24 protein-coding genes and 2 pseudogenes are annotated in these 24,154 nt (G+C 34.5%); 10 read left to right on the top strand and 16 right to left on the bottom strand.

What is annotated here, in order from left to right:
* Positions 1-20: 20 nt before the first annotated feature.
* Positions 21-419 (top strand): DUF6220 domain-containing protein, encoded by a 399-nt coding sequence (locus MOJ78_RS07105; protein ID WP_304980492.1) that lies wholly within the window; start codon positions 21-23, stop codon positions 417-419.
* Positions 420-1,109: 690 nt separating this feature from the next.
* Here the strand turns inward: MOJ78_RS07105 and MOJ78_RS07100 are convergent.
* On the bottom strand, positions 1,110-1,571 hold the full coding sequence (locus MOJ78_RS07100; protein WP_304980491.1) for a winged helix-turn-helix transcriptional regulator: 462 nt from the start codon (positions 1,569-1,571) through the stop codon (positions 1,110-1,112).
* 113 nt (positions 1,572-1,684) lie between these two features.
* Here MOJ78_RS07100 and MOJ78_RS07095 point away from each other — a divergent pair, with 113 nt between their 5' ends.
* The 3 genes and pseudogenes from MOJ78_RS07095 (at position 1,685) to MOJ78_RS07085 (ending at position 3,786) form a co-directional block, all read left to right on the top strand.
* A complete protein-coding gene (locus MOJ78_RS07095; RefSeq protein ID WP_304980490.1) occupies positions 1,685-1,984 on the top strand; it encodes a putative quinol monooxygenase in 300 nt (99 codons plus the stop codon).
* Between the two features lie 100 nt (positions 1,985-2,084).
* Positions 2,085-2,314: pseudogene (locus MOJ78_RS07090) on the top strand (VOC family protein); the annotation flags it as partial.
* Positions 2,315-2,442: 128 nt separating this feature from the next.
* Positions 2,443-3,786 (top strand): annotated as a pseudogene (locus MOJ78_RS07085) (IS3 family transposase).
* A 67-nt stretch (positions 3,787-3,853) separates the two neighbouring features.
* Here MOJ78_RS07085 and MOJ78_RS07080 read toward each other — a convergent pair.
* From MOJ78_RS07080 to xerA, 3 genes are all read right to left on the bottom strand, one after another.
* Positions 3,854-4,417: a hypothetical protein gene (locus MOJ78_RS07080; protein ID WP_304980489.1), complete on the bottom strand. Its 564-nt coding sequence runs from the start codon at positions 4,415-4,417 to the stop codon at positions 3,854-3,856.
* A gap of 154 nt (positions 4,418-4,571) precedes the next feature.
* Positions 4,572-5,039, bottom strand: a complete 468-nt coding sequence (locus tag MOJ78_RS07075; protein WP_304980488.1) for a DUF4871 domain-containing protein — start codon at positions 5,037-5,039, stop codon at positions 4,572-4,574.
* Between the two features lie 163 nt (positions 5,040-5,202).
* Positions 5,203-6,045: a site-specific tyrosine recombinase/integron integrase gene (gene xerA / locus MOJ78_RS07070; RefSeq protein WP_304981200.1), complete on the bottom strand. Its 843-nt coding sequence runs from the start codon at positions 6,043-6,045 to the stop codon at positions 5,203-5,205.
* Between the two features lie 391 nt (positions 6,046-6,436).
* Here xerA and MOJ78_RS07065 point away from each other — a divergent pair, with 391 nt between their 5' ends.
* Together MOJ78_RS07065 and MOJ78_RS07060 are read left to right on the top strand one after the other, a co-directional pair.
* Positions 6,437-7,264 carry a nuclear transport factor 2 family protein gene (locus MOJ78_RS07065; RefSeq protein ID WP_304980487.1) on the top strand — a complete coding sequence of 276 codons (828 nt, stop codon included), beginning with the start codon at positions 6,437-6,439 and terminating at the stop codon, positions 7,262-7,264.
* Positions 7,265-7,441: 177 nt separating this feature from the next.
* Positions 7,442-8,575, top strand: coding sequence for a Shedu immune nuclease family protein (locus MOJ78_RS07060; protein WP_304980486.1), 1,134 nt, complete (start codon positions 7,442-7,444; stop codon positions 8,573-8,575).
* A gap of 140 nt (positions 8,576-8,715) precedes the next feature.
* Here the strand turns inward: MOJ78_RS07060 and MOJ78_RS07055 are convergent, their stop codons facing one another.
* The 6 genes from MOJ78_RS07055 to MOJ78_RS07030 form a co-directional block, all read right to left on the bottom strand.
* Positions 8,716-9,948 carry an MFS transporter gene (locus tag MOJ78_RS07055; RefSeq protein WP_304980485.1) on the bottom strand — a complete coding sequence of 411 codons (1,233 nt, stop codon included), beginning with the start codon at positions 9,946-9,948 and terminating at the stop codon, positions 8,716-8,718.
* 15 nt (positions 9,949-9,963) lie between these two features.
* On the bottom strand, positions 9,964-11,013 hold the full coding sequence (locus tag MOJ78_RS07050; RefSeq protein WP_304980484.1) for an ArsR/SmtB family transcription factor: 1,050 nt from the start codon (positions 11,011-11,013) through the stop codon (positions 9,964-9,966).
* Between the two features lie 401 nt (positions 11,014-11,414).
* Positions 11,415-12,377, bottom strand: a complete 963-nt coding sequence (locus tag MOJ78_RS07045) for a hypothetical protein (RefSeq protein ID WP_304981199.1) — start codon at positions 12,375-12,377, stop codon at positions 11,415-11,417.
* A 298-nt stretch (positions 12,378-12,675) separates the two neighbouring features.
* Positions 12,676-13,509, bottom strand: coding sequence for an alpha/beta hydrolase (locus tag MOJ78_RS07040; protein WP_304980483.1), 834 nt, complete (start codon positions 13,507-13,509; stop codon positions 12,676-12,678).
* A gap of 66 nt (positions 13,510-13,575) precedes the next feature.
* A complete protein-coding gene (locus tag MOJ78_RS07035) occupies positions 13,576-14,325 on the bottom strand; it encodes an alpha/beta fold hydrolase (RefSeq protein WP_304980482.1) in 750 nt (249 codons plus the stop codon).
* A gap of 252 nt (positions 14,326-14,577) precedes the next feature.
* Entirely contained in the window at positions 14,578-14,958 is a 381-nt protein-coding gene (locus tag MOJ78_RS07030; RefSeq protein ID WP_304980481.1) for a hypothetical protein, read from the bottom strand.
* A 121-nt stretch (positions 14,959-15,079) separates the two neighbouring features.
* Between MOJ78_RS07030 and istA the strand changes: the two genes are divergently transcribed.
* A complete protein-coding gene (gene istA, locus MOJ78_RS07025) occupies positions 15,080-16,279 on the top strand; it encodes an IS21 family transposase (protein WP_304979194.1) in 1,200 nt (399 codons plus the stop codon).
* Between the two features lie 3 nt (positions 16,280-16,282).
* Positions 16,283-17,017 carry an IS21-like element helper ATPase IstB gene (gene istB, locus MOJ78_RS07020; protein WP_304979193.1) on the top strand — a complete coding sequence of 245 codons (735 nt, stop codon included), beginning with the start codon at positions 16,283-16,285 and terminating at the stop codon, positions 17,015-17,017.
* Between the two features lie 160 nt (positions 17,018-17,177).
* On the opposite strand, the gene MOJ78_RS07015 is transcribed toward istB, so the two are convergent.
* From MOJ78_RS07015 to MOJ78_RS06990, 6 genes are all read right to left on the bottom strand, one after another.
* Positions 17,178-18,188 carry a phosphotransferase family protein gene (locus MOJ78_RS07015; protein ID WP_304980480.1) on the bottom strand — a complete coding sequence of 337 codons (1,011 nt, stop codon included), beginning with the start codon at positions 18,186-18,188 and terminating at the stop codon, positions 17,178-17,180.
* Between the two features lie 205 nt (positions 18,189-18,393).
* Complete coding sequence (locus tag MOJ78_RS07010; protein WP_304980479.1) at positions 18,394-19,233, bottom strand: hypothetical protein; 840 nt, start codon at positions 19,231-19,233, stop codon at positions 18,394-18,396.
* Between the two features lie 26 nt (positions 19,234-19,259).
* Positions 19,260-19,475 (bottom strand): hypothetical protein, encoded by a 216-nt coding sequence (locus tag MOJ78_RS07005; RefSeq protein ID WP_304980478.1) that lies wholly within the window; start codon positions 19,473-19,475, stop codon positions 19,260-19,262.
* A gap of 188 nt (positions 19,476-19,663) precedes the next feature.
* Positions 19,664-20,632: a DUF4238 domain-containing protein gene (locus tag MOJ78_RS07000; RefSeq protein ID WP_304980477.1), complete on the bottom strand. Its 969-nt coding sequence runs from the start codon at positions 20,630-20,632 to the stop codon at positions 19,664-19,666.
* Positions 20,633-20,759: 127 nt separating this feature from the next.
* Positions 20,760-21,314, bottom strand: coding sequence for a RipA family octameric membrane protein (locus MOJ78_RS06995; protein ID WP_304980476.1), 555 nt, complete (start codon positions 21,312-21,314; stop codon positions 20,760-20,762).
* A gap of 447 nt (positions 21,315-21,761) precedes the next feature.
* On the bottom strand, positions 21,762-22,637 hold the full coding sequence (locus tag MOJ78_RS06990; protein WP_304980475.1) for a LysR family transcriptional regulator: 876 nt from the start codon (positions 22,635-22,637) through the stop codon (positions 21,762-21,764).
* Positions 22,638-22,742: 105 nt separating this feature from the next.
* Between MOJ78_RS06990 and MOJ78_RS06985 the strand changes: the two genes are divergently transcribed.
* Both MOJ78_RS06985 and MOJ78_RS06980 read left to right on the top strand, forming a co-directional pair.
* Complete coding sequence (locus tag MOJ78_RS06985; protein ID WP_304980474.1) at positions 22,743-22,880, top strand: hypothetical protein; 138 nt, start codon at positions 22,743-22,745, stop codon at positions 22,878-22,880.
* Between the two features lie 32 nt (positions 22,881-22,912).
* Positions 22,913-23,830 carry a PhzF family phenazine biosynthesis protein gene (locus MOJ78_RS06980; protein WP_304980473.1) on the top strand — a complete coding sequence of 306 codons (918 nt, stop codon included), beginning with the start codon at positions 22,913-22,915 and terminating at the stop codon, positions 23,828-23,830.
* The last annotated feature ends 324 nt before the right edge of the window (positions 23,831-24,154 follow it).

Genomic DNA, 24,154 nt, shown 5'->3' with positions numbered 1-24,154 from the left:
AAAAGGTAGGTAAATATATATTGGATACCGAAAATCATTCCAACAACCGTGTACAAGTTTCGAGAATAGCTTTCCTGGTCTCAGCATGTGCATTTACCGTCTGTGTTGTTATTCAAACATTCTTAGCTGGCATGGCCATTTTTGACAATCCCTCTCATTGGACGCATCATACTACGTTTGTAGTTTGGTTTCAGTTAATACCAATCGTAATGTTGATTTTATCCTTTACCGGAAATCTTCCTAAACCTATTCGGTGGCAAAGTGTAGGATTATTCGTTCTTATCGTTCCACTTCAATATATTAGCATTCATATTCCAGGTTTAGGAGCCATTCATCCAGTCATAGCTTTAATATTGTTTGCACTGTCATTCAATGTGATAAGAAAAACAGGAATGTTTTCTCAAGAAAGAGAAAGATGAAATATCCCCTGTGTAATAGTGAATTACAAGGAAGTAAATTTAAGTAAAGTATAGACAAGAGAAATGACTCCTTAAATGGAAATCTAGCGGACATAGATCCGCTAGATTTCCGTACATTCTTGCTTTTTCTTGGGTTTGGAGGTCACTGATTCCGCTATTTAACTCAAAACATTAGAAATAGATATTAGAATAGTGGAACGTATTGCCAATAACGGAAATGATGATGTCCACATCCAAAAAAATATTATTTTTCCCCTTATGGTAGCGTCAAAGTAAATGCGGATTTAAAATGTCATGGAATTTCCAATATAAATGGCCTAATTCTTCTGTATTAAAATAGAGAATTTGAGCTCTTTTTTTCTCCATTAACGCGCCCGATTGTTGAAGATTGTTTTTAGACAGATCTACAATTGAATAAAAATTTATATATTAAATTACTCAACTTTCGTAGTACAAAACTACTGATTTAATTAGCTATCAACAGTTCTTGGACCTGTTCAAGTGACAATATAAAAATCAGAATTTATATTTCTTTAGAGTAACTAATGGAGATATACAGGACAACGAATTGACCATATTTTGACCACATAAAAAAGCAAAAAGCCTTCTCATTAGACTTTTTATGCTAATGAGAAGACTTTATTTCATCGTTTAATTTGTGTATGGTTTGATTATATATTCCACTCATAACTATTCTAGTCCTAATCTTTTTACTACACTATCCGGTCCAAGGAAAAAAGAACTTCCTGCTTGAATCGCATCACGCCATAACCGGATAACCTCCTGTTTGTCATATTCGAGCGATTTGAACCATACATCGGGCGCGTCTGGATCAGGACTGTGCTGCGAGCCGTAAAATGCGATTTCATACAGGATCGGAAGTGCGTTCAATCCATTGTCGGTTAGTGAGTAAATAAACTTCCGTTTGTCGCTTTCGCTTGGCCTTTTTCTTATAATCCCCTTTCTCTCCAGGTGAGTAAGTCGTTCCGCCAGAACGCTCGGACCGATACGTTCCTCTGACTCCAAAAATTCTCCAAAAGTCTTCTTGCCGAGAGCGGCTATATCGCGGATGATAAGTAGCGACCAAGTATCGCCGAATATTTCAACCGTAAAGTTTATCGGACATTGGGATTTGTTCTCTTCTCGTTTCATAATCTGATTATATCAATTTTTAGTTTGATAATCAAAGTGAATTGTGTTATATTACTATTATAATGAAAGTGAAAATTAAAAAATTGAACAATCTATTTGAAAGGAGAATGATGGTGGAAAACAATAAGGTGATTATAGCGGGGTGGTTTAAGGTGGACCCGAATAAACGTGATGAGGTTGTGAAGGCTCATGAGGATCTCGTAAAACGAGCAAGGAGTGCACCTGGTTGTATGGACCTAGCAATCACAGCAGACCCAGTGGATCCAGGTCGTGTGAATAATTTTGAATTTTGGCAATCCGAAGAAGATCTAGATTCGTGGCGTGCTGTGGCAAATCCACCGAAAGAGATTACTCCAATTCTCGGAGGAGAGATGCAGAAGCATAAAATCGAAAAATCGGGCTCACCATTTTAAATAAGGTTCTGTTAAAGTTTAATGTTGATTATTCCACTTGATAATACCAAATTTGTATGGTGGTTTTTTCCTGGAAGGAATTTAAAATATTACAATATGAGTTGGTGAAACAGAACTTTTATTTTCAGACTGTATAGGTACAACAACTCATGCCGGAGACCAACTAACAATATGCATTACAAGTAAGGACTTGGAAAAGTCAAAGCAAATGTTTGAAGCCTTGCAGGAAGACAAGTAAATCATCCACTTGGAGAAACCCCATTTAGTCCTGCTTATGGTAATGTTACGGATAAATTTGGTGTAACTTTCCAAATTGTTACTACTGCTTAAAACAAAATTAAAAAAAGGAGTGCTGGAATATTAAACTGTACCCTGTAGAGTAGACACATTAAAAAAGGTCTACTCTGCAGGGTCTTTTTGTGTACAATTAGAGTGAAAAATGGGATGGGAGAACACACATGAGTAAAAAATGCTTCACAAAAAAAGAGATCGAACTATTATCAAAAAATCCTTATGTTAAGTCCGTTACTTCAAAAGCCATCACCTATACTGATGAATTCAAGCAGCTGTTTATTGTTCAAAAGGAACGTGGGAAATTCTCTAGAGAGATTTTTGAAGAGTACGGGTTTGATACAGAGATTATTGGAACTAGACGTATTAAATGTTCTGCTGAAAGGTGGGGGAAAGCCTATCGTAAAAATGGAGCACTGGGACTTCAGGATGCAAGAAGAGGACAATCAGGAAGACCAAGGAAAAGAGAACTTTCCAATGAAGAAAAATATGCAAGGTTAGAGGCGGAAAATAATTTATTGAAAGCAGAGAACGAATTGCTAAAAAAGATAAAGTTCGCCGAAAGGGGGCTAAAGAAAAAGAACTGATCTTATCAGCTGATCAGAAGTTCGTCCTCATTCGATACGTCATTGAGAAATATAAGTTAAAAAACATGATCACTTACCTTTGTAAATCGGCAGGCGTATCTCGTCAAGGCTACTATAACTATTTTTCAGCGAAACAAGTAAAGCGAAGAAGGGAAAAAGAGAAAAAGGATGAAGTTGTCCGGGATGTTATTCTCAAAGCCTTTCACTTTAAGAACCGTAAAAAAGGAGCCCGCCAAATTAAAATGATACTGGCAGGTCAATTTAATATTGTCTATAACCTTAAAAGAATCGGGAGAGTCATGAACAAGTATGGCATTGTATGTCCTATCCGGAGAGCGAATCCTTACAAGCGTATTATGAAAGCCACCCAGGAGCACAAAGTCGTTTCGAACCAGCTTAACAGAGAGTTCAAACAGGAAGTACCTTATAAGGTGCTGCTTACAGACATCACATATCTCTACTTCGGGAAAGGGGAAAGGGGAAAGGGCTTATTTATCAACCATTATAGATGCCTCTACCAATGAAGTATTGGCCCATAATGTTTCGGATCGAATTACGCTCGACATCGCTATGGACACGCTTAAGAAGTTAAAGAAGAATAGGAAGGTTAAACTGGCTAAAGGAGCCTACATCCATTCTGATCAAGGGAGTCATTATACCAGCCCTGTATATCAAAAGTTGGTGAAGAAACATCGACTGGGCCAGTCCATGTCCAGAAGGGGGAATTGTTGGGACAACGCCCCACAGGAATCCTTTTTTGGTCATTTCAAAGATTTAGCTGAAATAAAATCCTGTAAAACACTGAAAGATCTTAAACGGGAAGTAAAAACTGCCATTAAATACTACAACTCCTATAGATACCAATGGAATATGAAAAAGATGACCCCTGTTCAATACAGAGATCATCTTCTTAACGCAGCCTAGCCTTTTTTAAAATTGTCCTTTACAAGGGATACAGATTATTTCGGATAAGCTCCCTTTAGTTTAACAACTAATTTTTTATCTCAGTAGAATAATCAATTGAATTCGCTATCTGAACTAAGATTTCGGGGGAAACCTTATCAGATACTTTTTTATTTATACTAAGCATATATTGCCAACTACCTCTTTCAAAAACCAATACATTAAAACCTGAAATGTTCGTATATACTGCTTCATTTCCGTTTTTTAGTTTATATAATCTTAAAACATTATCATCTCTTATCGGTATTTTATGCTTTATAGGTCTCACATTGATTTTATAGTGATTTTTAGGTGATTGATCACTAATAAATTCCACTTCAAATGAGTCGTTTAGTTCTCCTTCTAAATCACTAAATCTTCCGACATAGTGTGTGAATTCGATTGGAGGAACTCTTAGCGGTAATTTTAAGGTTTTCTTAAAATGTTGTTCAAATTCCCTTTTCGCTTCTTCTACCGATTTATAGCCGATTTCTGGATAAATCTCTTCATAAGGTCTGGGCTTGACATTTTCATTTGCAAAGGCTGCACTTAAACTTATATCAGAAATTAAGATACTGAATACAAGTATTAAAAGGGAAGTTCTATAGCTCATATACATCACCTGAAAATATAGATTTAGGTGTATTTTCCCCAAGTCATTTACAACTATCCTTAACAATCCTGCGCAATTTTCAGTCAGAGAAAGACGATAACCTTATGCAGTATTTGTGGAAGAACGACGTCGCATTAACCTTCCCCATAAGTGATTACTTTACATCTAATATAATTGAATCAAAATAATCATCATTGAAGTAAATAGATACTTTCCATACCCCACTGTGGGGAAACAATAAACGAGATGGGAGATGGAATGGTGCTCCGTTATTAGAACCCATCAAACCTAATTTTTGGGTATACGTAGGCTCTCCATCTAATGGGGTTAAAACGGGGAATTTTTTATTATTTTCTTCCATAATTCCCTCGACCCTAACAGTATATTCTTTTGATGTCTGTAACGTATCATCCCAAAAATGCCACATGCACTTTGCTGGGCTATTGCTTTTTAATTCAGTAGTACAAATGACACCAATTCGGTTTTCCATTCCTATCATTTCTCTATTCTCGGTAGTTTTGAATGTACTTGACGGTTCCCAATTTTCATCTTTAACTGTTTCATTTTGACATCCTATTAGTATAGCTAGTAAAACAGTTAGTAAAGGCAAATATTTTTTCATATTCGTCACCCTCCATAATACAAGACTTCAAGAAATCGGCGTATTTTTATTCCTGATAACTGCCCTTTAACTTAATACCAATTATTTCAAAACTCGGTATATAACTCAATCTTTTAATTCCATTAAATATGAAAAAAGCTCGCTCCATGAAGAACGTGCTTACCTAGAAATATTTGCTATAGAAATCATGTCTCAGTTTTCCACTTAGGTGGGCGTATATCTTCGTGGTTTCACTTTTCTCGTGACCAAGTAAGCTCTGAATGACTTCAAGAGGTGCCCCGTTGTTGATCATGTGAGTCGCATAACTATGTCGTAATTGATGCGGGTGAATACTCTTCTTTATTCCAGCACGACTTGATATACGCTTAATGATATATCTCATAAGGTCAATACTCATACGTCTTTTGGGCCTTCTTTCGGTGATAAACAGGCATGGCTCCTCATCATTCCGTTCATCTAAATATCTTTTCAACCACAAGGAGCATCGAGTATTAAAATACACTTCTCTTTCCTTATCTCCTTTTCCATGTACAATAACGGAATTCGTAGTGAAGTTAATATCATCCCGATTGAGTTTTACAACTTCTCCAATACGGCATCCGGTAGAATAAAAAAATTCAAATAATGCATTTTCCATGGAAGTATGGCAAGCTTCTCTGAGATGTTCTATTTCGAGCTCTGAAAGGAATTTTGGGATCCTTTTGCCCAGCTTAGGTTCTTTCAATTTTGCAGCTGGATTCTTGGAAATGAACCCTTCATCGTATGTCCATTTAAAAAGTGATCGAATACAACGAACACGATACCCCAGACTAGACGGTTTTAAATGTTCTCCTGCCTCAATTAAGTAGCTTTTGAGTTTTTCTGTAGTAAATTCACTCATATCAATATTGCCAAAAAATCTTAATAACAGATTGTATTGAAAGCAATAGGTTTTCAATGTTAAAGCTGAATACCCTTCGATTTTCTTATCAAGTTGATACTTCTCCCAAGCTTCAGATAATAGCATGGCCATTCACTCTCCCAGGTTATGAACCACTTAATCTTAATTCTATTATGCTCATAAAGAGTAAATTTCATACTTAAGTTCTTCAACAATCTAAGAAAAACGATTTTCAGGGTAGTCTCATAACCTTTGGGGCACATAATAAAGATGCTATCCTTATTTCAGAAACGCGCCCGATTGTTGAAGATCGTTTTTAAACTGTTCTGAATGGCTTTATTGCAGAAAAGCCCCCATTTCTTACATAACGAACACATTGCAATACTTCTAAATTGTGCCCGATGCTGTGATAAACCAACTAGTTTAAAAATCTCATCTCTACTTAATTCCTACACATAATCTTCTTTAGTTGGTAAACAATACACAGTGAAAATTACAAACGAAATGAGGTAGCTAGATGACAACAATCGATCATAAAATATCCAAGTGGTTTGTTAAAATTGGGCTATTTTTGGTGCTTATCTTATTATTTATCAACTTAAACATCACTTCAATTGCTCAAGCTGAAACAAATAGCAATAGTTCTGCTGCAACAAAAGAGAATGCAATGAATGCTGTCCTAAATTATCTTAGGGCCCAAAAACAATGTAATGTTGATGGTATGATAGAAAACTCAAAATATTTCCGGGATATTAGTAATGAAAGGGAATTTTACTCAATTATTTGCAAAAAACATCCCCTTAAGCAAGCTGACATTACAAATGTAACTGTTGTAAATGATGAGTTAGCATTAGTATCAATTGAAGCGAAATACAAGGATAAACTCTTTGTTAACACAGCACCTGTTCTAAAAATGAATGGACAGTGGAAAATCGTTAAAGGTATACCTGGAACAGGAACAGCACATTTTTCCGATTTAAAGGAAAACCACAAAATTTACGAAGAGGTAAAACAAACAATCGTTAATTATACTCAAGCGATAAAGTCAGGGAATATAAATGAAATGAAGAAATATAGGAAAGATCTTCATATCAGTAATAAATTTGATCTAGACAAACATCTTGAAGCAATTAGTAAAAAGCCAGCAGTTAAAATTAAGCCAGTAGGAATTGAAATAATATCTGACACACTAGCTATTGCTTTTATAGAAACTAATTTTGAACACTTTGGAACTAGGGAAACTTATGCAGTTTTTAAAGAAAACAGACAATGGAAAATCATTTATGGGCAAAACTTAACACATTCTGTTATCCCTATTAGCGATGATTCTATAGAAGTAAAATAAATTATTTAAGGAGGACCATAACTTTTATGGTTCTCTTATACTTTTCGTAAGATTTCGAGATATCCTCGAGTTAACCTTCAACTAGCGTAGCCGAACTTTCTCTAACCTTACATTTAATACAAAATTTGGATTATTGATGTTATTATTTAACTACAATATTAATTAGGGGGTTGTTTTATGAAAATAAGTACCACTTCTACATCTATGGATTCTGCTCAAGGAGAAGATATAATTTTACGCGAAAAATCTACTACTAGGTTATTATTCAGACCAATGATTACAAATAATGTTCATAATCAAGAAGCTTCTGTCAAAGGTTGGTTTGTTTATCAAAGAAAGAGACCAAGTGGAGACTGGGAAGATTATAAAGAATTAGATAACAGCCAACTCAAAGCTGATGAATGGATTAAGTTAGAGATTAAATCAGAAGAAATGCTCAGGCTAATGACTGAGTTAGATGTTTACTACAAGATACATAAAGAATACGGAATACAACCTGGCGAAAGAACTTTTTCAAAGACTGACATACAATTAGAGAAGATCACTGAAATGCTTAAAGATAATAGTTCACTATTTGAAACATTACTTAAGTTAGATGATCACAAAAGCAACTTATTGGAAAAAACAATTAAGTGGATGAGTGACACAGATAATTCTGAAGAAATTGTAACTAAGCTGCTTGAAGCACAGGAGGAAGAGTTAGACCAATTAAATAATATAATAGGCATTGCTAAATTAAGAAAGTTATTGAATATATGGGAAAACAATAATGAAAATGCTGACGAGGAGTTCTGGCAGGTAACATTAAGAGAAAATGCTTGGGTACTAAGTCAAGTCTTTGCAAGTCCCACATTATTGTTCCAAGAAAAAGCATACATTGGAGGTAAAGGTTTAGATAATAGAGGCGGAAAGGTTATAGACTTTATTTATCAAAATGAGCTTTCAAAAGAGATTTCGCTGATAGAAATAAAGACTCCTGAAACAGAGTTGTTATCTAGTGAGTACAGAGCAGGAGTCTATTCAATTCACCCTCATCTAACAGGTAGTATTGTACAAGCGCTTAGTTATAAAGAGCAAATCATTAGAGAGTATTCTTCTCTCGGTCAAAATAGTGGGAATGATTTCAATGTGTTTAGTCCTCATTGTGTAGTAATTGCAGGGAACATTAGTAATCTAGGGGATGATAAGCTACAGTCATTTGAATTGTATAGAAAAGAAATGAAAAATGTTGTTATTATCACCTTTGATGAGTTGTTTACGAGAATCCAACTATTGCTTGATTTATTAGCAGAAAAAAAAGGGGAGCATTAAGCTCTTGCCTTACATAAAATTAAAGTGCTTCTCATTTTGAGAAGCACTTATTTATATAAAAATAAGAGCCAAAATGATCTATATGTAACCGGGGAGGTCAACATTGGAATCACAGCACTCATATTCATAACGCACTTAATTCAAGCAGTTTTTAGAGATGGATGTAAATAAATAAAGGAAGCAATAGTAGCAATTATACCTCCTATTAGTAAAGTTAATGTAGTCCCAAAGTGTTCAGCTATAATTCCAGCAACTAAAGAAGAAACCGGCATAAGTACCCATGTCATGAAACGACAGGTAGCTTGAACGCGCCCCAACAGATGATCAGGGCTTAGTTTTTGGCGTATGGTTACAATACAAGGACTCTTTATGGATGCACAAACTGTTCCTAAAGCATTCATTAATGCCAACCACAAAAATGACTCATACATAGCAAAAGCTATGATTGAGATTCCTCCTATTACCCCTGCATAGAAAAGAATATTCCCATAAGTAAAATGCCTTCTTAACCAGTTGGATATTAAAGCGCCACCTATAGCTGCAACTCCTCCAATTGATAGAAGATAACCTATCTGTACAGCATTTAAACTTACTGTAGATTTGAGATGTATAACCAACATTGTTAGAAATAAAGTGGTTCCAAAAATTGAAAAAAGCATGGCTAAGTTCGTATATAGAATAGGTTTCATAGCAATGACAAACTTAAATCCTTCTTTTATATCTCTAAACACCTTTGCACTGTTTATTTTCTCTTTCTGTACATTACTATCAATTTTCAGACTCAATACAACTAAAAATCCAAAAAAAAACGATAAGCTATTGATAATTAAACCCGCACCTGGATTAAAGAAACTAATGATGATTCCTCCTAATCCTGGTGCAATAAATACAGCCGTTTGAAATATGCCTGTATTTATTGAATTTACTAGCTGTAAGTCTTTCTTTTGAACTAACTTAGGAACGGAAGCAAATTGAGACGTATTATAGATTTGCGTTAACAAACCGACGATTAACGCACCACCATATATTTCCCAAATGGTTAAGTGATTAATTATGTATAAAAAACCTAAGAGACCAACCGTTAGAAATCTACCTAAATCACAAAGCAAGAGAATTTTTTTCCGATTAAAATTATCAGCCAATACTCCAGTAAAGGGCTGTATGAGAATAGGTAATCTCTCGAGAGCTGCTACTATTCCCATACTCAGCGGTGATCCGGTGATTGCCAATACAATCAATGGGAGTGCAATTAAATATATTTGATCGTCGAAAAAGGAAACTAAGTTACCACCAATAAATCTAAATACTTGAAAATTCTTTTTGAACTCAGGAACTTTCTCTTTCGGTTCCACTTGTACTGCTGAATAATTCATAAGCTTCTCCCCTTTTTATTCACTATCCAAATACAGACTTAAATCGATAGGTAAGAAATCAATGGCGCTTTGATTAATGTCATATTTGTTGTTTGAAACCTGAGATACTAATCTTGCTGACTTTAAGATCTTCAAATGATGATGAACGGTTGTTTTGCCTAAATTCAGTTCAGACGTTAACTCTTGCAGAGATAAATGATCCTCTCTTATCATCTTCAGTATTTTTAACCGTGTTTCATCTCCTAATGCTTTATATCTTTGTACCAATTGTTTATTCGGCACAAATTTCTCATTTGAGATACTTTCATTTGCCACCGCATAATAAAATATTTTAACACCATCCAGATCTGCTTCAACGTTCCATGGTCTGTAAAAATAATGAGGTATGAGAATAACCTTATGCACACTTGGTTCGGGAGAATATTTAACACCATCAGTAGCCCATTCAATAAATTCTTCCGGGTCTAAATTGTTGAGCATATTTTCTTTGGAAGCCTTATCCCTTAAAAGTATTGCGCTCAGTATATCTTTTTCAGGTTCAATGACAGTTTCAAACCAACCAGCCATAATTTCAACTAAGTGACTCTTTAATTCCTCAGAGGAAACGTCCTTTATATATTTAAGGTAACTTGGAAGAAAGGGATGATTTTTTGTGATTTTTTGCAACTCACAAAGACCTTTTTCAGAACCCTCCAATAGTTCATTTATCAAGTCATGGTATTCCTCACCTAAATAAGGAATTGCAATGGACTTTAGATGTTTTGAGGATAAGCTATTAACATAGTCTATAAAAGAAGTCAGATGTTCAAAGTCTTTTTGGTGAAGAATTTGGAGAAGTGTCTTCCAAGTGTTATGTTTTTTTACATAATCAAGATGCTCCATCATCTTTGGTGATAATGCTTGTTCGATTAATTTCCTATTTTTTTTCGAGATTTCTAACGTGTCAATTAAAGATTCATTTGTTATAGCTGCTATACCTAAAGCTGATTCCCATAAAAGAGAGTATTTGACTTCAACACTATATTTATCTCTAGAAATTTTGGTGCTTGCAGAATATAATTCCATATTATCCCTCCTGAATACATTCTATATTATTAGAATATATTGTTCAATATTTTTCGTATATTAAAATAAGAGCCCTTCTTTTTTAAAGAATGGCTTCTTTCAAATACATAAAGTTTTCCGGTACATTCTATTTTAATAGAACAAACCATTATATATCCAACAACATCCCATAATATCTCGAAACTGAGTCTTCCACAATCCTGCCCGATTGCTTAATACCAATTATTTCAAAACCAGACAACTAACTCAATCCTTAATTTTCATTAATAAAGGCGCTTACCTTATTACAGATTAGCGCCCGATTGCGGTATAGTTTTAAATATCAAGCAGTGTTATCGGCTGTCAATGCCATCTTTGAACAGTACTATCATCTCACTTCATTAATTCTCACTGACTGCATCTTAATCTTCCTCACCTTGATAATCATCATCAATACCTTCTTTGAAATCATCTTCATCAGCATTAAAATGCACATTAGGATTGCTTAACAATTCTAGCATCTCAAAACGTTCTTTCTTATTATCAATATCTTGATAATACTCCTCAACCTCATAAATATAGCTGTATTTCTCTAAATCAGATTTGAAAACATTAAGATATTCGTTAACTAACGCCGGTTCAAAATTAAGAGGTTCTATTTCCCTGATGAAATCTAAAATACCAGAACGATCATTTGTGTTTATTAGATATATTATTAATTCCTTCCAAACGATATCATAATCAAAAAAATTGTATTTTTTACCAAGGAATATTATGCTTGCCTTAGACCCTTGTGGTAATTCATATGTATAAATATTTTGCGCCCTAGCTTCACTCTCTACAAGATCATATAATACTTCGCTAATCTTCCCTACAACTTTTCCGATGAATTTCTTAACTCTCCATCCATTGGGTGTTAAGAACATATCCTGATAATCAATCTTGGTTCCTAAATGTTTTTCAAGAAAAGTAACTAGACCTACTCTCTCCTTATCATGATATTGAATACTATTCAAAGTGTACCTATCATACCTTATCGTTTTGTAAAAATTGCTTAGCAATTCAAGGAACTCATTATGCAGATTACTAAGGCCACAATTGTGTTTCTTCGAAATTCTTCTTAAAAGATCCAAATGATTATGTGTTATTAAACTTTTTTCATACTCCTCTTGATCGATTGTATCACTATGTTCTATTAATATAACTACTACTTTTAATAACCTTTCTATCCCTACAGAAGTATTATAAAAGAACTCAAATATTTCATCCTCTTGCTTGAAATTTTCCAGGGAATCAAAAGCTTTTAAACCATTAAATATGAAACACCCAGCAACATCCAATTCCTTCCCCAAACTGAAATTTTCCCAAAAAGTTTTAGCATCCATTTCCAACTTTATCACCTAAGTTATAGTATTTTTCCTGCTAAAAAGTCCCCATAAGTAAAGAGACCCTACATAAATCTAATCGAACTTGTTCCATAGCTGATTTATATTGATTTCCGATAATGTTCTCTGCATTCACCAACCCTCATTAAAATAATTATTACACCGAATCGAATGCTGTGTCTACGAAATAAAGAACTTCGGTTACTTACGTAATTCCTTTCTTTTACTTCACAATCTAGCCCTTTACATAAAGAAAGAGCACTCTTGCTGCAGAATCGCGCCCTTATGTTAAATAAGATCAAACCCAATTCTTCTGTATTTCTTCCACAACAACCTCAGGTTTATCCCAATGTAGCATATGGGTTGTATTGGGAACTTGTTTCACTATTCCACCTGTTTTTTGTGTAAATATAGTGCTAGTTTTACTTCTATACTCATCCCAACTTTTTGGTAACGTTGCTCTTAAAAGAATAATGTTAGGAGATAAATCCTCGTATACATCTTCAGTTTCATCTTTGTACATTGCTTTTATAATATGGTTTGCTGTAATTCCACTAGTGTGCCAATGTACTTTATTATCTTTTTCGATACCTAAGTCCATTACTGCTCGCTCCAATAACGGAGACCATCTTGTATATGCTTCTTTTTCGGATTTTATAAAACTTACCCAATCATTAAAAACGTATTCATCAAAATCCCTCCGATAAAAGGCGGCTTCTTCCTCCATTGTTTGATCTTGAGATCTTTTTGTTTGATATCCACCATCGATCAGAATGGTACTTTTTACTTTTGTTTGGTATTTCTTTATGTAAAATAAAGCTATAGAACTCCCCCAGGAATGTGATAAAAAGTAAAATTGATCAATTCCTAATTGTTTTAAAATATTATGAATCCAGTCTACTAATGAGTACATCTCATATTCTTCTGCATGTTCAAAAGGAGAAGTTTTGCCATGTCCGGGTGAATCAATTGCAACTATTCTGTAATCATCTTTAAGCTGTTCAGCGATTTCAATAAAACTGAGACTTGTGCTCCCTAAGCCATGAAGGCAAAAAATTACTGGATTATTTTCGTTTCCCCATTCTGTAACATGGATTTTTGATTTTCCTGTGGTGATAAAATATCGTTCCACACTTCTCCCCTCCTAAACACACCTTAGCATCTTCAGCTATTTCCCTTTGGAATAAGGTACTTCTTGTCATCTATTCTTATTAATAATTTTTTTAATACTTTCAATAACGAGTTCCGGCTCTTTGTTATGGATAAAGTGATTACTTTTTTTAGCTATTACCTGCTTTGAATGATTAGATAAAGATAAAAAATCTTTTTGGAATCTTAACCATAAACCGTACGTCTTATCATTATGATAGTCATCTTTGACACCAGCTGATAAAATATGTATTGGTATGTCCACAAATGAATTTCTTGTATCACGAACTTGTCTCAAACTGTCTTTAAAATCTTCATATGTGCCTTCTGCAACAAATTGAGAGTAATATATATCCTGTATTTCCTTAGAGAAATATGGTACCATCTTTTGATCTTGCTCTTCATGTGCTGAATCTACCAATACTAATCCTATAACTTTTTCGGGATAGGTATGAGCAAAAACACGTATATGTATACCACCAAGAGAGTGCCCAACTAGAATATAAGGTGGTTTAATATTTTCCTTTTGTAGTAAGGTATTTAAATTTTCAACAACTTGGTTACTATGATGTGGTTTATTGCCTAATTCACTCTTTCCTAGACCTGCACGATCATACAAAAAAATATTAGCAAACGAAGAGATACCATTTTTAACTTCATTCCAAACTTCAGAGGACATTCCATGTCCTGACTCCAAAATAACAGTTGGACTTTCTTTATTTATTACATGATAGCTATAATTTAATTTAAATCCCCCAACATCAACTTTTTTATCAATAACTTCCAAATTAGTACTCATTTAATCACCTTCCTTTAAAAATATACTTACATAGATTTCAAGTTAAATCGTTCTATTCCTTTAATTACATCTAATTCTTATTCCAGAATATGGCCCTAAAATGGAAAACGAGCGCTCATCCTTGTTCCAGATTTGCGCCCGATTGCTGAAGATCGTTATTGAAGAACAACCCCGATACTTGAAGGAGAAAAGCGATTCACGAAATTAAAGAATTGCACTATTTATGTACAAAACTTCCCAAACAATAAATATCTACTCATTCCAATCTATCGGGATTTTTACAATTACATATTTTCTAGTCCACATCTGTGTAGTTGCAATTAGTGTCTCATCATCTTTTTCGAAAAAATACCCACTACCCTCTTGTTTTTGAAATTCCCACCTATTTTCACTAATCATGTTTTTTAAATTTGCGTGTGCTTTTCCTTGTTCCATTCGTGTAATATACCACTCAAAACCATTTTCTTCAGCTATTTTCACCATATCTTCTGATGACTCATTCAAAGCTTCTAATACTTCCTTTTTGCTTACCGAATCGACTGGGAGGTCAGGATAATAGAACTTACTATCAAATGCGATAATACCTATAATTACAATCAACATGGCAACAACAATTATTAACCATCTCGTCATCTATGAAAGAGTCGCATTTAAAATGGACAATATAGCCGGCTAAAAATATACAAAATCGTCGCCTTAAATTTCGACAAACTTCATAATTAGATTGAATCCTAAGGGGGAGGAGATTTGATTCATGAAGTTGGAGGGAGAGCGACGAAAAGTGAAAGAACTATTGGAACGAGGCATGTCCCAATCAGATATTGCGGAGATGTTGGGAATGCATAGGCATACGGTAAGAGCGTTAAGTGAACGAGAGAAAAACCATGTACAGCACCGTTCAAAAAAAGGATCGAAGTTAGATCCATATAAAGATTACCTGCTTAAGCGAATTCAAGAAGACTATGTTTTCAATTGTGAGAAGCTGATTATTGAGATTAAACAAAGAGGTTATTCAGGTGGCAGTACGATATTAAAAGAGTTTGTACAACCATATCGTAAGGCCTTTAAAGAAAGTCATACCAGACGGTATGAAACAGAACCTGGAGAACAGATGCAAGTCGATTGGAAAGAAGCTGGTCATTACCAGATTGATGGTGAAGTCATACCACTCATGATCTTTGTCGCTACTCTTTCCTACTCACGAATGAGTTATGCTTGTTTTGCGGAACGGCAGGATCGAGAACACCTATTGTACTGCCTGACGAATGCTTTTGAATACTTCGGAGGCGTAACCGAAAAGGTAATGTTTGATAATATGAAGACGATTATCAACCGGAGAAGTGGTCCAGAAGTTGAATGGAATGAAAAGTTCTTAGATTTTGTTGATCACTATGCTTTCAAGCCTTCCGTACATCGTCCCTATCGCCCTCAAACTAAGGGGAAAGTTGAACGATTTATCGGTTATATGAATGGTTGGCTAGAGACTTCATCGGTTCGATCTTTACAAGAGTTGAATCTCAGACTCCTGAGATGGGTGGAAGAAACGGCGAATCAACGCATTCACTCTACTACAGAACGGAAACCGGTAGAGCTTTGGTTGAAAGAGTCCCTGCAGCCTCTTAACCCATCAAGATATGATTCCAGTTACATTACGTATCGAAAGATTGGGAGAGATGGGGTCATGAATTACCATTCTAGAAAGATCCTGATGAGCTCAAAATTTGCAGGGCAAGAAGTAATGATTAAGGAAACGCTAGATGGCACGATTACCGTTTATTATCATGGGGAAGCGATTCTGACCTATACAAGAGACGATAAGGTTCTACCACTTTCCGAACAGATAAGAAAAAAGCAGCGTTCAAAGGCTGGCACCCTCCACGCTGCACAGGATATAGAGGTCGCTGTTCGCCCACTAAGCGTTTACGACCAATTCCTTCAGGAAGGAGAGCGATAGAAAATGAATCAAGCTATTGATACATATTGCGAATCGCTCAAATTAACCACCATTCAATCTGAATGGAGAACCCTTACTGAAGAAGCTTCTAAAAATAATATACCATACCATGCATTCCTAGAGCGAATACTGGAAGTTGAAAATCAAGCCCGTATAGAACGAAGTAGACAGACGCTCTTAAAGCTATCAAGATTACCCTTTAGGAAAACGTTAGATACGTTTGATTTTGATCGTGTGAAAGGTGTGTCCCGCAGGGACATTGAAGAATATATGAGTCTTAGTTTCATAGAGCAGAATCAGAATTTAGTCTTCCTTGGTCCGCCTGGAGTCGGTAAAACCCATTTAGCAGTCTCAATTGCCTTGGAAGCCATCCGTAAAGGTTTGAAGACATACTTTATGACGGCACAAGAACTCATCACTTCGCTTCAAACAGCAGATTCTCAAGGGAAGTTGGATAAGAAAATGAGAGGGCTTGCCAAGCCTTCTCTTCTAATCATCGATGAAATGGGGTACTTGAATCTATCTAATAATGGTGGACATTATCTGTTTCAGGTGATCAGTCGAAGGTATGAAAACAGCTCGATCATATTAACGTCTAATAAGACATTCAGTGAGTGGGGAGAAGTATTAGGAGATGGGGTAATTGCGACTGCAATCTTAGATCGACTCCTACACTATTCTCGAGTATTCTCCATGGATGGACCGAGTTATCGAATGAATGAAAAAGGCACCAACTAAGGTGCCACTTTTGTACAATTTTAACCCGACGATTTTGTATAAATTTAAACGTCCTTGACAATCTAATCCCCCTAAAATTTTTGCCTATTATAAAATAGGAACTGTCACACCGACAACTCCTTATATATTCTATGGCCCCGATTACCAAAGCTTAAAAAGATTAATCGATCAGATTTGCCACAGTGTCAGTGTATCTCGCTGCCCATTCAGAGAATGCAAGATCATCATTCCACGTAACCATCCCTATCGCTTTTGCACATCCCCAATCCAAGATTCTTTGGTGGAGCATATGTATTTGTAATCTTTGTTTGTAGTCTTCTTTTTCCACTGATCCATCCAAATAATGTGATAATAAATGCTTTGCTACCTCTATTTCATCATTATCAATATATATCGTTATCATCTTGATCAAATCGGAAATAGGATCACCAAAATAAGTGTTTGTAAAATCGAATACTCCACTTATATGAAATTTGTTAGATTCACCGGAAACTAAAAAATTTCCTGGTTTGAAATCTCCCATTACATATGTTGGTGAAGACAGGGCTTGAAATGTAGATCTTGCGTTTTCCAATAAAGCTTCAACCCATTCAACGTCTTCAGTAGTTATTCGGGAGTACTTTTTGGCATCATTAAGCCAATACCTAATCCTATTATAAAGCCAAGAAACATATGATTCTTCAAAAGGACGTATAGTTAAATCCTTAGTATCTAGATCTCCATATTGACTTGCTTTCCAACTATGAAACTCAAGTAGGGTCTCAGCAATCAAGCCAGCTATATTAAACTTGTCTTTTCGGTTTAAATTGCTTGATAGTCGCTTTGAATTTAGATGTTCTCCTGGTAGGCGAGGCATTATTGAATAACTCCAGCCAAAAATATCATCTGTATCATCTAAAAAATAAGGAATAGGGACGTTAACATTTGTCCGTTTATATAATTCTTCTACAAAAAACTTTTCTTCTATCAATTGTCCAGGGTACAATGGATTTCCTTTGAAGACGAACTCTCCTTCAGTTGAATAAACAAACCTTGTTTGTTTCATTACACCCTGTTCTGTATTTCTTGAAGAGATAAGCCTTCCTAAATTAAATTTGTTAAGCATTTCTTGTAATTGATCATCGGTTATTACGCCTAGTTTATTAGATGAAAAGATGATTTTTGAAGTCAATTAAACCCTCTCCTTATTAATAATTGACGAACAAATACCTTATTCAACAACTCCCGCTAATAGTCCTACCAGTATAATGCAAATGAGGACGATTAATAATTAAATCTAACTCAATATAATTTTCACAAAAAAGAAGCTTATCCTTACTGCAGATAAGCCCCGATTGTTGAAGTTCATTGTATGATCTAGCCTTTACTTGTTAACTTTAAAAACAAAACTTCATTATTGCTTTTAAGGCGAGAATTTCTAATATTTCTGTCCAGTTATTAATCTTGTCATCAATAATTGCTACAGGAATTATAATATCAAATTTAGACTCTTCTTTAGAGTGCACCATGCTATTTCTAAATGTATAAAGTCCTTTAATAAAACTTCTTTCATTCTCACTGGTAATTAGTGATAAGTTGTAAGCTTTCTTTATTACATCTTCTATGTCTAAAGAATTTACTAGATAGGTAAGCAAAGCTTCTTCAGAATTTGTAAAGACATTCCTAATTCCATTAATTAATTGGGTTTCTTCTTTATTGGTATTATAATTTTCGACCAACTCTATAATATGACTTTTGTGGTTTATTAAAAAGAAATACTCTAGGACTCTGTAAAATGAAAGTGGATCATCGTTTCTCCTACCTATATTGTATAATGCTAAAGCCTCTTGGTAATACTCCACTTTATAATCATCGGTACTTTCTATCATATTTGTAGCTTCTAGATAATCTATAACAGATTGATCATAACTAATATGTTTGTAAATTTTCGGATATTCATACAGATCAATATCCATATTATTAGCAAATAAGAATATTGCTGTTTCAACTGTATTCTCAAGTTCTTTTATAGGTGCACCTTCAATAGAAATAGTATTAAAGTAATTCCATCCATCTGAATGTTTGTCCTGCGACATATATCCAAATATTAACTTAAATAAATTACTAGGCTCGCCCATTTTTATTTTGTATCCATTAACTTTAAACGTTACTTCCTCTCTCAAAACATCTGATTCCGTAGGAGAAATATCTATTAAAAGTTCACTATAATTCTTCAAGTGAAAACCTTTATCTTCAAATATATTTAAATCTGAATTAATTTTTTAATATTATCTATGTTAGTAAAGTCCTCAATATCATGTAGTTGCGGATCAAATCCGTTTAACTCTATGGCTACCACCCTGTCAATATAAGGGTCTTTAGCAACAATCTTTTCATTGTCGAATCTTAAGAATTCTAAATCTACCTCTTCATATAACATTTCAAACTGCTCTTCAAGAGTTTCATAATGGTTACACATAGAACTTCCCCCCATCTATTATTACTTCTCCTTAAAACTGCTCAATTCTTATGTATTAAACAAATAGAGGCGTAATCCTTCTTAGTTCAACGCCCCTTTAGTTTAAAAAAATGATATGTATCAATACGAAAACAGCCTTTATAAAAAACTTCTATCTTAATGACCAAAGCTCCAAGGAGGTATGGTTACTAACAATTTTTTTCTCTTATCATGCTTTTAAAATCTTCAATATTTGCAACCTTATTATCATTACTTAGCCAATAGAAATCTTTCTTTCGTGAATATATAAAACGATCTGCTTGTTTACCTGTAAAACTATTTAATGCCGCCAAGGTCAGTTTGTTTGGTATAGTGCCTGAAGATGGTTGAAAATTATCAAACCTACCAAGCAACATAACTCTACTGCTTAAAGGAAAGCTGACTTCAGTATCAGGTAAGCCATGTCCTGGCGAATTAAAAAACCCTCTATTTAGCTGAGGATTTGTCCAATGTAAATTTACCGGATTATCAGAACAAATAAAATCCCCTACCGTTGTTGGACTATATACAACAGACCAATTTCTTTTCATTAAAGTCGGTATTATTGCATCAATAGAGGTAAGTATATTGTTCATTTTGGTATTGTTATCAATTACAATTTTATATCTATCTTCATCCATTATAAAATCATGCATTTCCTTATAGGAAAGTTCCTCTCCAATGTTTTTACCGTCCTTTTTCATATCCTCAATAAGTTTTGTATACCTTTCTGGTGTTGCAATAGACATTTGCATCATTATTTTTGCAATATTAGCCATTGGTTCAGATAATGTTTCTTTTCTAACTGGAGTCCTTGAATACTGCAATGCTATGTAATTAATTAGCCATATAAAATCTGTTCCTTTTGGCATTTCTAATGTATTTTTTAATTTTTTTATTATTGGCGCTGTTTTTGTTTCTATTTCCATAAATGAATCTTCCAAAGCATCTGGGAGAACATCCGCTATTTCAATTTTGTAAATGTCGTTCTTAAAACCAACCCTCACAGGCTTCGATTCCCACTGTTTTCCTGTTTCCTGGTCAAATACCCATAGTGGACTTTCAACAGTTTCTTTTTTTGTGAATCCTGCAAGTAGAGACTTGGGTACATAATGATGTTTTTTTTTAGTTTTACCCATAGCAAAGCATCTCCGTTTGTGATTTATTTTTATGAATGATACTTGAAATATAATTACCTATATTATATAAACCCGTATTATAGTGAATAAAAATGAACTTCCCCCGATTATGAAAAATAGTGAGCATTTAATCCTTTGAAGTTCTTCCAAAAATAATCATGTATGCTGCATACACCAATGTAAAGATTGAAAAGAACATAACAATCAATTCTTTATGTAAATAAATAAATTCCTTACTAAAACACACAGAAAAAATAATAATCCCGGCCCAAAGAATTACTACATAATCACTTAGGCCAATGGCCAATTTACTCACTGAATATTTTCTTGCTTGTAACAAGGGGAACTTGTTTTGTACAGGCTCAATTTCTGTAAACAACTTCGAATATTTGCTAAGTTCTTTATCGGCAACCTTACTTTCCCAATTCTCTTGCCAAAATTTAGATCCACGGTTAACAAGTGTCCAACATAAAGAACAAATAAAACCGAAATTAGCAATAATAATTGATAAGTAGAAATTCTTGTCAAATAGATTTGCAAAGCCTATAAATGCAGAGGCTATAAAACCCCAAAAAAACAATGACCTCTTCCAAAACAACTCTATTTCAAAATTACGAGTCTGTAAACTGACCTCAAATCGTTTTGTTTCACTATCAGATTCTATATTAGGTGATTTACTCATTCGCTCTCCCCATTTTTAGTTACTTTATTTTATAATAAGTATTTTTCTAGGATCAAATTTGTACATCAATTATTCTTTTAGTGAAAGGGACATTCCTTCACTAACTTAATAGAAGCAAAACTTTATTTAAATAAATTTCCTCCACGGATTTTAAGAACCCTCTTATTCAAGAAAACTGTTTGGCATAACTTACAATTTCAAGATGAACCAATTAATTACCTTCTTTATTCCACAATCTGGCCCTTTTCATGAAGAAAGACGCTTTCCTTATTACAGAAAAGCGCCCGTTTCTTGAATAATATATATGGTATTGTTTTTTGACTCGATTTACTTTCAGTCATAAAAAATATTAAGTTATTTCTTTTTTTCCTTTCATTCATATATATTGGCATATAATAACTACAAAAGGAATTATATCAAATGCTCTCTTCTCCAAAACACGGTGTTTTAATTATTTCTATTGAGCATGGATTTTGTTAATTCAATAAATGCAGCAACTGCTGGAGAAACATGATTAAGATTCGGCACCGCCAGTCCTATCGCTCGAAAACACTCCTCCTTTAGCTCGACCGAGTTCAGATCATTAATATTGCTGTGCATTACTATTTCTGGCACGACGCTTACACCTAAGTTTTTTTGCACCATAGCGATAATCGTTTGATTATCTGCAATTTCACAATAAACATTAGGCTTAAGATTATTTTTCTTAAAAAGTTCCTTTACCAATTCATCACATCCCGCTTTTGGCATTATAAAGGGATCAGATGCTATTTCTTGAATACTTATCTTTTTTTTACTTTTTAAGGGATGAGCGCTGGGCAAAATAACGTGTAGATGATCGTCAAATAATGGTATAAAATCCAGGTTCTCGGCATCGTTATTCGTCAGAAAACTAATATCAATGATATTGGATGATACCATTTGTTTGAGTTCATTGTATCCACCTTCATAGAATTCAACTTGTATCGCGGGAAACTCAGAATGAAATTTTTCTATAATCGAAGGTAACAAGTAGGCCGAAACACTAGGAAACGTACCAATTCTAATTGCACCAACCTCTAAACCATTTAAACGACCAGCCTCTTGTTTCATTTTTTCTGAAAGATTCAATATTTGTCTTATAAAACCAATGATTCTCTCCCCCTCAGAAGTTAGCGATACTCCAGAACGCCCCCTCTTCAAAAGAGTAAGGTTAAGTTCAGCTTCTAGCCCCTTGATCGCATGGCTGATAGCTGATTGGGTTAAACCAAGCTTGTCTCCAGCTTTTGTAAAGCTTCCCGAATCGATAACCGTCTTAAAAATCTCATATTGAAGCAATGTCATAACCAGCACCCCTAATTATTAATTTTTTTCATGTTTATTATTATAAACATTCATTTGATTAATGTAAAGCGGCAGCTTATGATGAAATAGAAAGGAGGTAATCACATGAAACGAAATGGATTTATTCTCTTTTTAGTCATTCTGTCTCTTGCAGGATATTTTACTATTACGGCAGAGAGTCAAGTGGAGTTAGAAAATAACAACAATGAAAGACCCATTCATGTAAGTCCTTTGGCCCCATAAAAAAACTAAAAATCAAATTGAGGAGGATATATATGAAAACATTAAATTATTCCTTAGTCGATGTATTCACCACAAAACCTTTTGGAGGAAACCAATTAGCTGTTTTTCAAGCAGATTCAACGTTAAAACCTGATACCATGCAAAGGATAGCTAGGGAACTAAACCTATCCGAATCGGTATTTATCCGTCCACCGAGCGATCCTGAAAAAGAAGTAAGTTTAAGAATATTCACTCCACAAGTTGAACTTCCGATGGCTGGTCATCCAACAATCGGGGCAGCATACGTATTGGCTCATAAAGGGATGATCGAAACAAAAGAAGGTAAGAATGAATGGATTTTTGAGGAAGGAGTTGGTGATGTTCCTGTAACAGTGTATAAAGATCATGCTCAAATATCAAAAGTAGAGATGGAACAACCATTACCCGTTTTTGGTGATAAATATATAGAAACGGAAATTGTAGCAAAACTGTTGTCTCTATCCATTAGAGACTTAGATCCTACCATGCCGATTCAAACTGTTTCATCAGGAGTACCTTTTTTGTATGTCCCAATACGATCTCTATCCTCGATGAAAAAGATGAACTTTCGCACTGATGTATGGGAGAAGCATTTTAGTGGAAACCCACATACGAAACATATATTTACATTTACAACCGAAACAGAAGAACCAACTTCTACCGTTCATAGTAGAATGTTCGCACCTGCAATGGGGATATCAGAAGATCCTGCAACCGGAGCAGCAAGTGGCCCTTTAGGAGCGTATTTAGTTAAGTATGGGGCCATACCTCCCACTGATCATAAGACTTATTTCATTAGAAGTGAACAAGGACTTGAAATGGGAAGACCTAGTTATATAGATATAACCATCATGAAAGAAGGAAGTGAAATTAAGGAGGTTAAAATCGGCGGTAAATCTACAATGATCGGTTCTGGGCAGATTTTCTTGTAGTATACAATTATAGTAGTAACCTTATTCAGATGTAACTATTGTAAGAGAGTATACGTATCAACTTCAGTGTACGTTCACCTTAAAATCACACAAATCAATCAACTCAAAAGGATAGCCCCATTTTCTCAATATATTGGGGCTACTTTTTTTCGACTTCCTAAACTGGCTTGTTCATTCAGACATATTTTAAAAGTGACTTTTAACAGAACCTCTCAAAACAAATTTTCCGCTTTTTCTGACTTATTTTCCGTAATATAGCGCAATCCATGGAAAAGACGCGTTCCTAAATAAACACGCCCGATTGTTGAAAAGCATGACTGACGT

It is taken from the genome of Alkalihalobacillus sp. AL-G, from assembly GCF_030643805.1.
In the GTDB taxonomy this organism is placed as follows: Bacteria; Bacillota; Bacilli; order Bacillales; family Fictibacillaceae; genus Pseudalkalibacillus.
This window is presented reverse-complemented; position numbering and strand designations above follow the sequence as displayed.

What these genes read in the sequence shown, in the direction of transcription:
- MOJ78_RS07005 (WP_304980478.1), bottom strand. Translation starts at nt 19,475, where the DNA reads ATGTGTAACCATTATGAAACTCTTGAAGAGCAGTTTGAAATGTTATAT.
- istA (WP_304979194.1), top strand. Translation starts at nt 15,080, where the DNA reads ATGAAGTTGGAGGGAGAGCGACGAAAAGTGAAAGAACTATTGGAACGA.
- MOJ78_RS07050 (WP_304980484.1), bottom strand. Translation starts at nt 11,013, where the DNA reads ATGGAATTATATTCTGCAAGCACCAAAATTTCTAGAGATAAATATAGT.
- istB (WP_304979193.1), top strand. Translation starts at nt 16,283, where the DNA reads ATGAATCAAGCTATTGATACATATTGCGAATCGCTCAAATTAACCACC.
- MOJ78_RS07030 (WP_304980481.1), bottom strand. Translation starts at nt 14,958, where the DNA reads ATGACGAGATGGTTAATAATTGTTGTTGCCATGTTGATTGTAATTATA.
- MOJ78_RS06985 (WP_304980474.1), top strand. Translation starts at nt 22,743, where the DNA reads ATGAAACGAAATGGATTTATTCTCTTTTTAGTCATTCTGTCTCTTGCA.
- MOJ78_RS07060 (WP_304980486.1), top strand. Translation starts at nt 7,442, where the DNA reads ATGAAAATAAGTACCACTTCTACATCTATGGATTCTGCTCAAGGAGAA.
- MOJ78_RS07045 (WP_304981199.1), bottom strand. Translation starts at nt 12,377, where the DNA reads ATGGATGCTAAAACTTTTTGGGAAAATTTCAGTTTGGGGAAGGAATTG.
- MOJ78_RS07000 (WP_304980477.1), bottom strand. Translation starts at nt 20,632, where the DNA reads ATGGGTAAAACTAAAAAAAAACATCATTATGTACCCAAGTCTCTACTT.
- MOJ78_RS07065 (WP_304980487.1), top strand. Translation starts at nt 6,437, where the DNA reads ATGACAACAATCGATCATAAAATATCCAAGTGGTTTGTTAAAATTGGG.
- MOJ78_RS06980 (WP_304980473.1), top strand. Translation starts at nt 22,913, where the DNA reads ATGAAAACATTAAATTATTCCTTAGTCGATGTATTCACCACAAAACCT.
- MOJ78_RS06995 (WP_304980476.1), bottom strand. Translation starts at nt 21,314, where the DNA reads ATGAGTAAATCACCTAATATAGAATCTGATAGTGAAACAAAACGATTT.
- MOJ78_RS07075 (WP_304980488.1), bottom strand. Translation starts at nt 5,039, where the DNA reads ATGAAAAAATATTTGCCTTTACTAACTGTTTTACTAGCTATACTAATA.
- MOJ78_RS07080 (WP_304980489.1), bottom strand. Translation starts at nt 4,417, where the DNA reads ATGAGCTATAGAACTTCCCTTTTAATACTTGTATTCAGTATCTTAATT.
- MOJ78_RS07055 (WP_304980485.1), bottom strand. Translation starts at nt 9,948, where the DNA reads ATGAATTATTCAGCAGTACAAGTGGAACCGAAAGAGAAAGTTCCTGAG.
- xerA (WP_304981200.1), bottom strand. Translation starts at nt 6,045, where the DNA reads ATGCTATTATCTGAAGCTTGGGAGAAGTATCAACTTGATAAGAAAATC.
- MOJ78_RS06990 (WP_304980475.1), bottom strand. Translation starts at nt 22,637, where the DNA reads ATGACATTGCTTCAATATGAGATTTTTAAGACGGTTATCGATTCGGGA.
- MOJ78_RS07100 (WP_304980491.1), bottom strand. Translation starts at nt 1,571, where the DNA reads ATGAAACGAGAAGAGAACAAATCCCAATGTCCGATAAACTTTACGGTT.
- MOJ78_RS07035 (WP_304980482.1), bottom strand. Translation starts at nt 14,325, where the DNA reads ATGAGTACTAATTTGGAAGTTATTGATAAAAAAGTTGATGTTGGGGGA.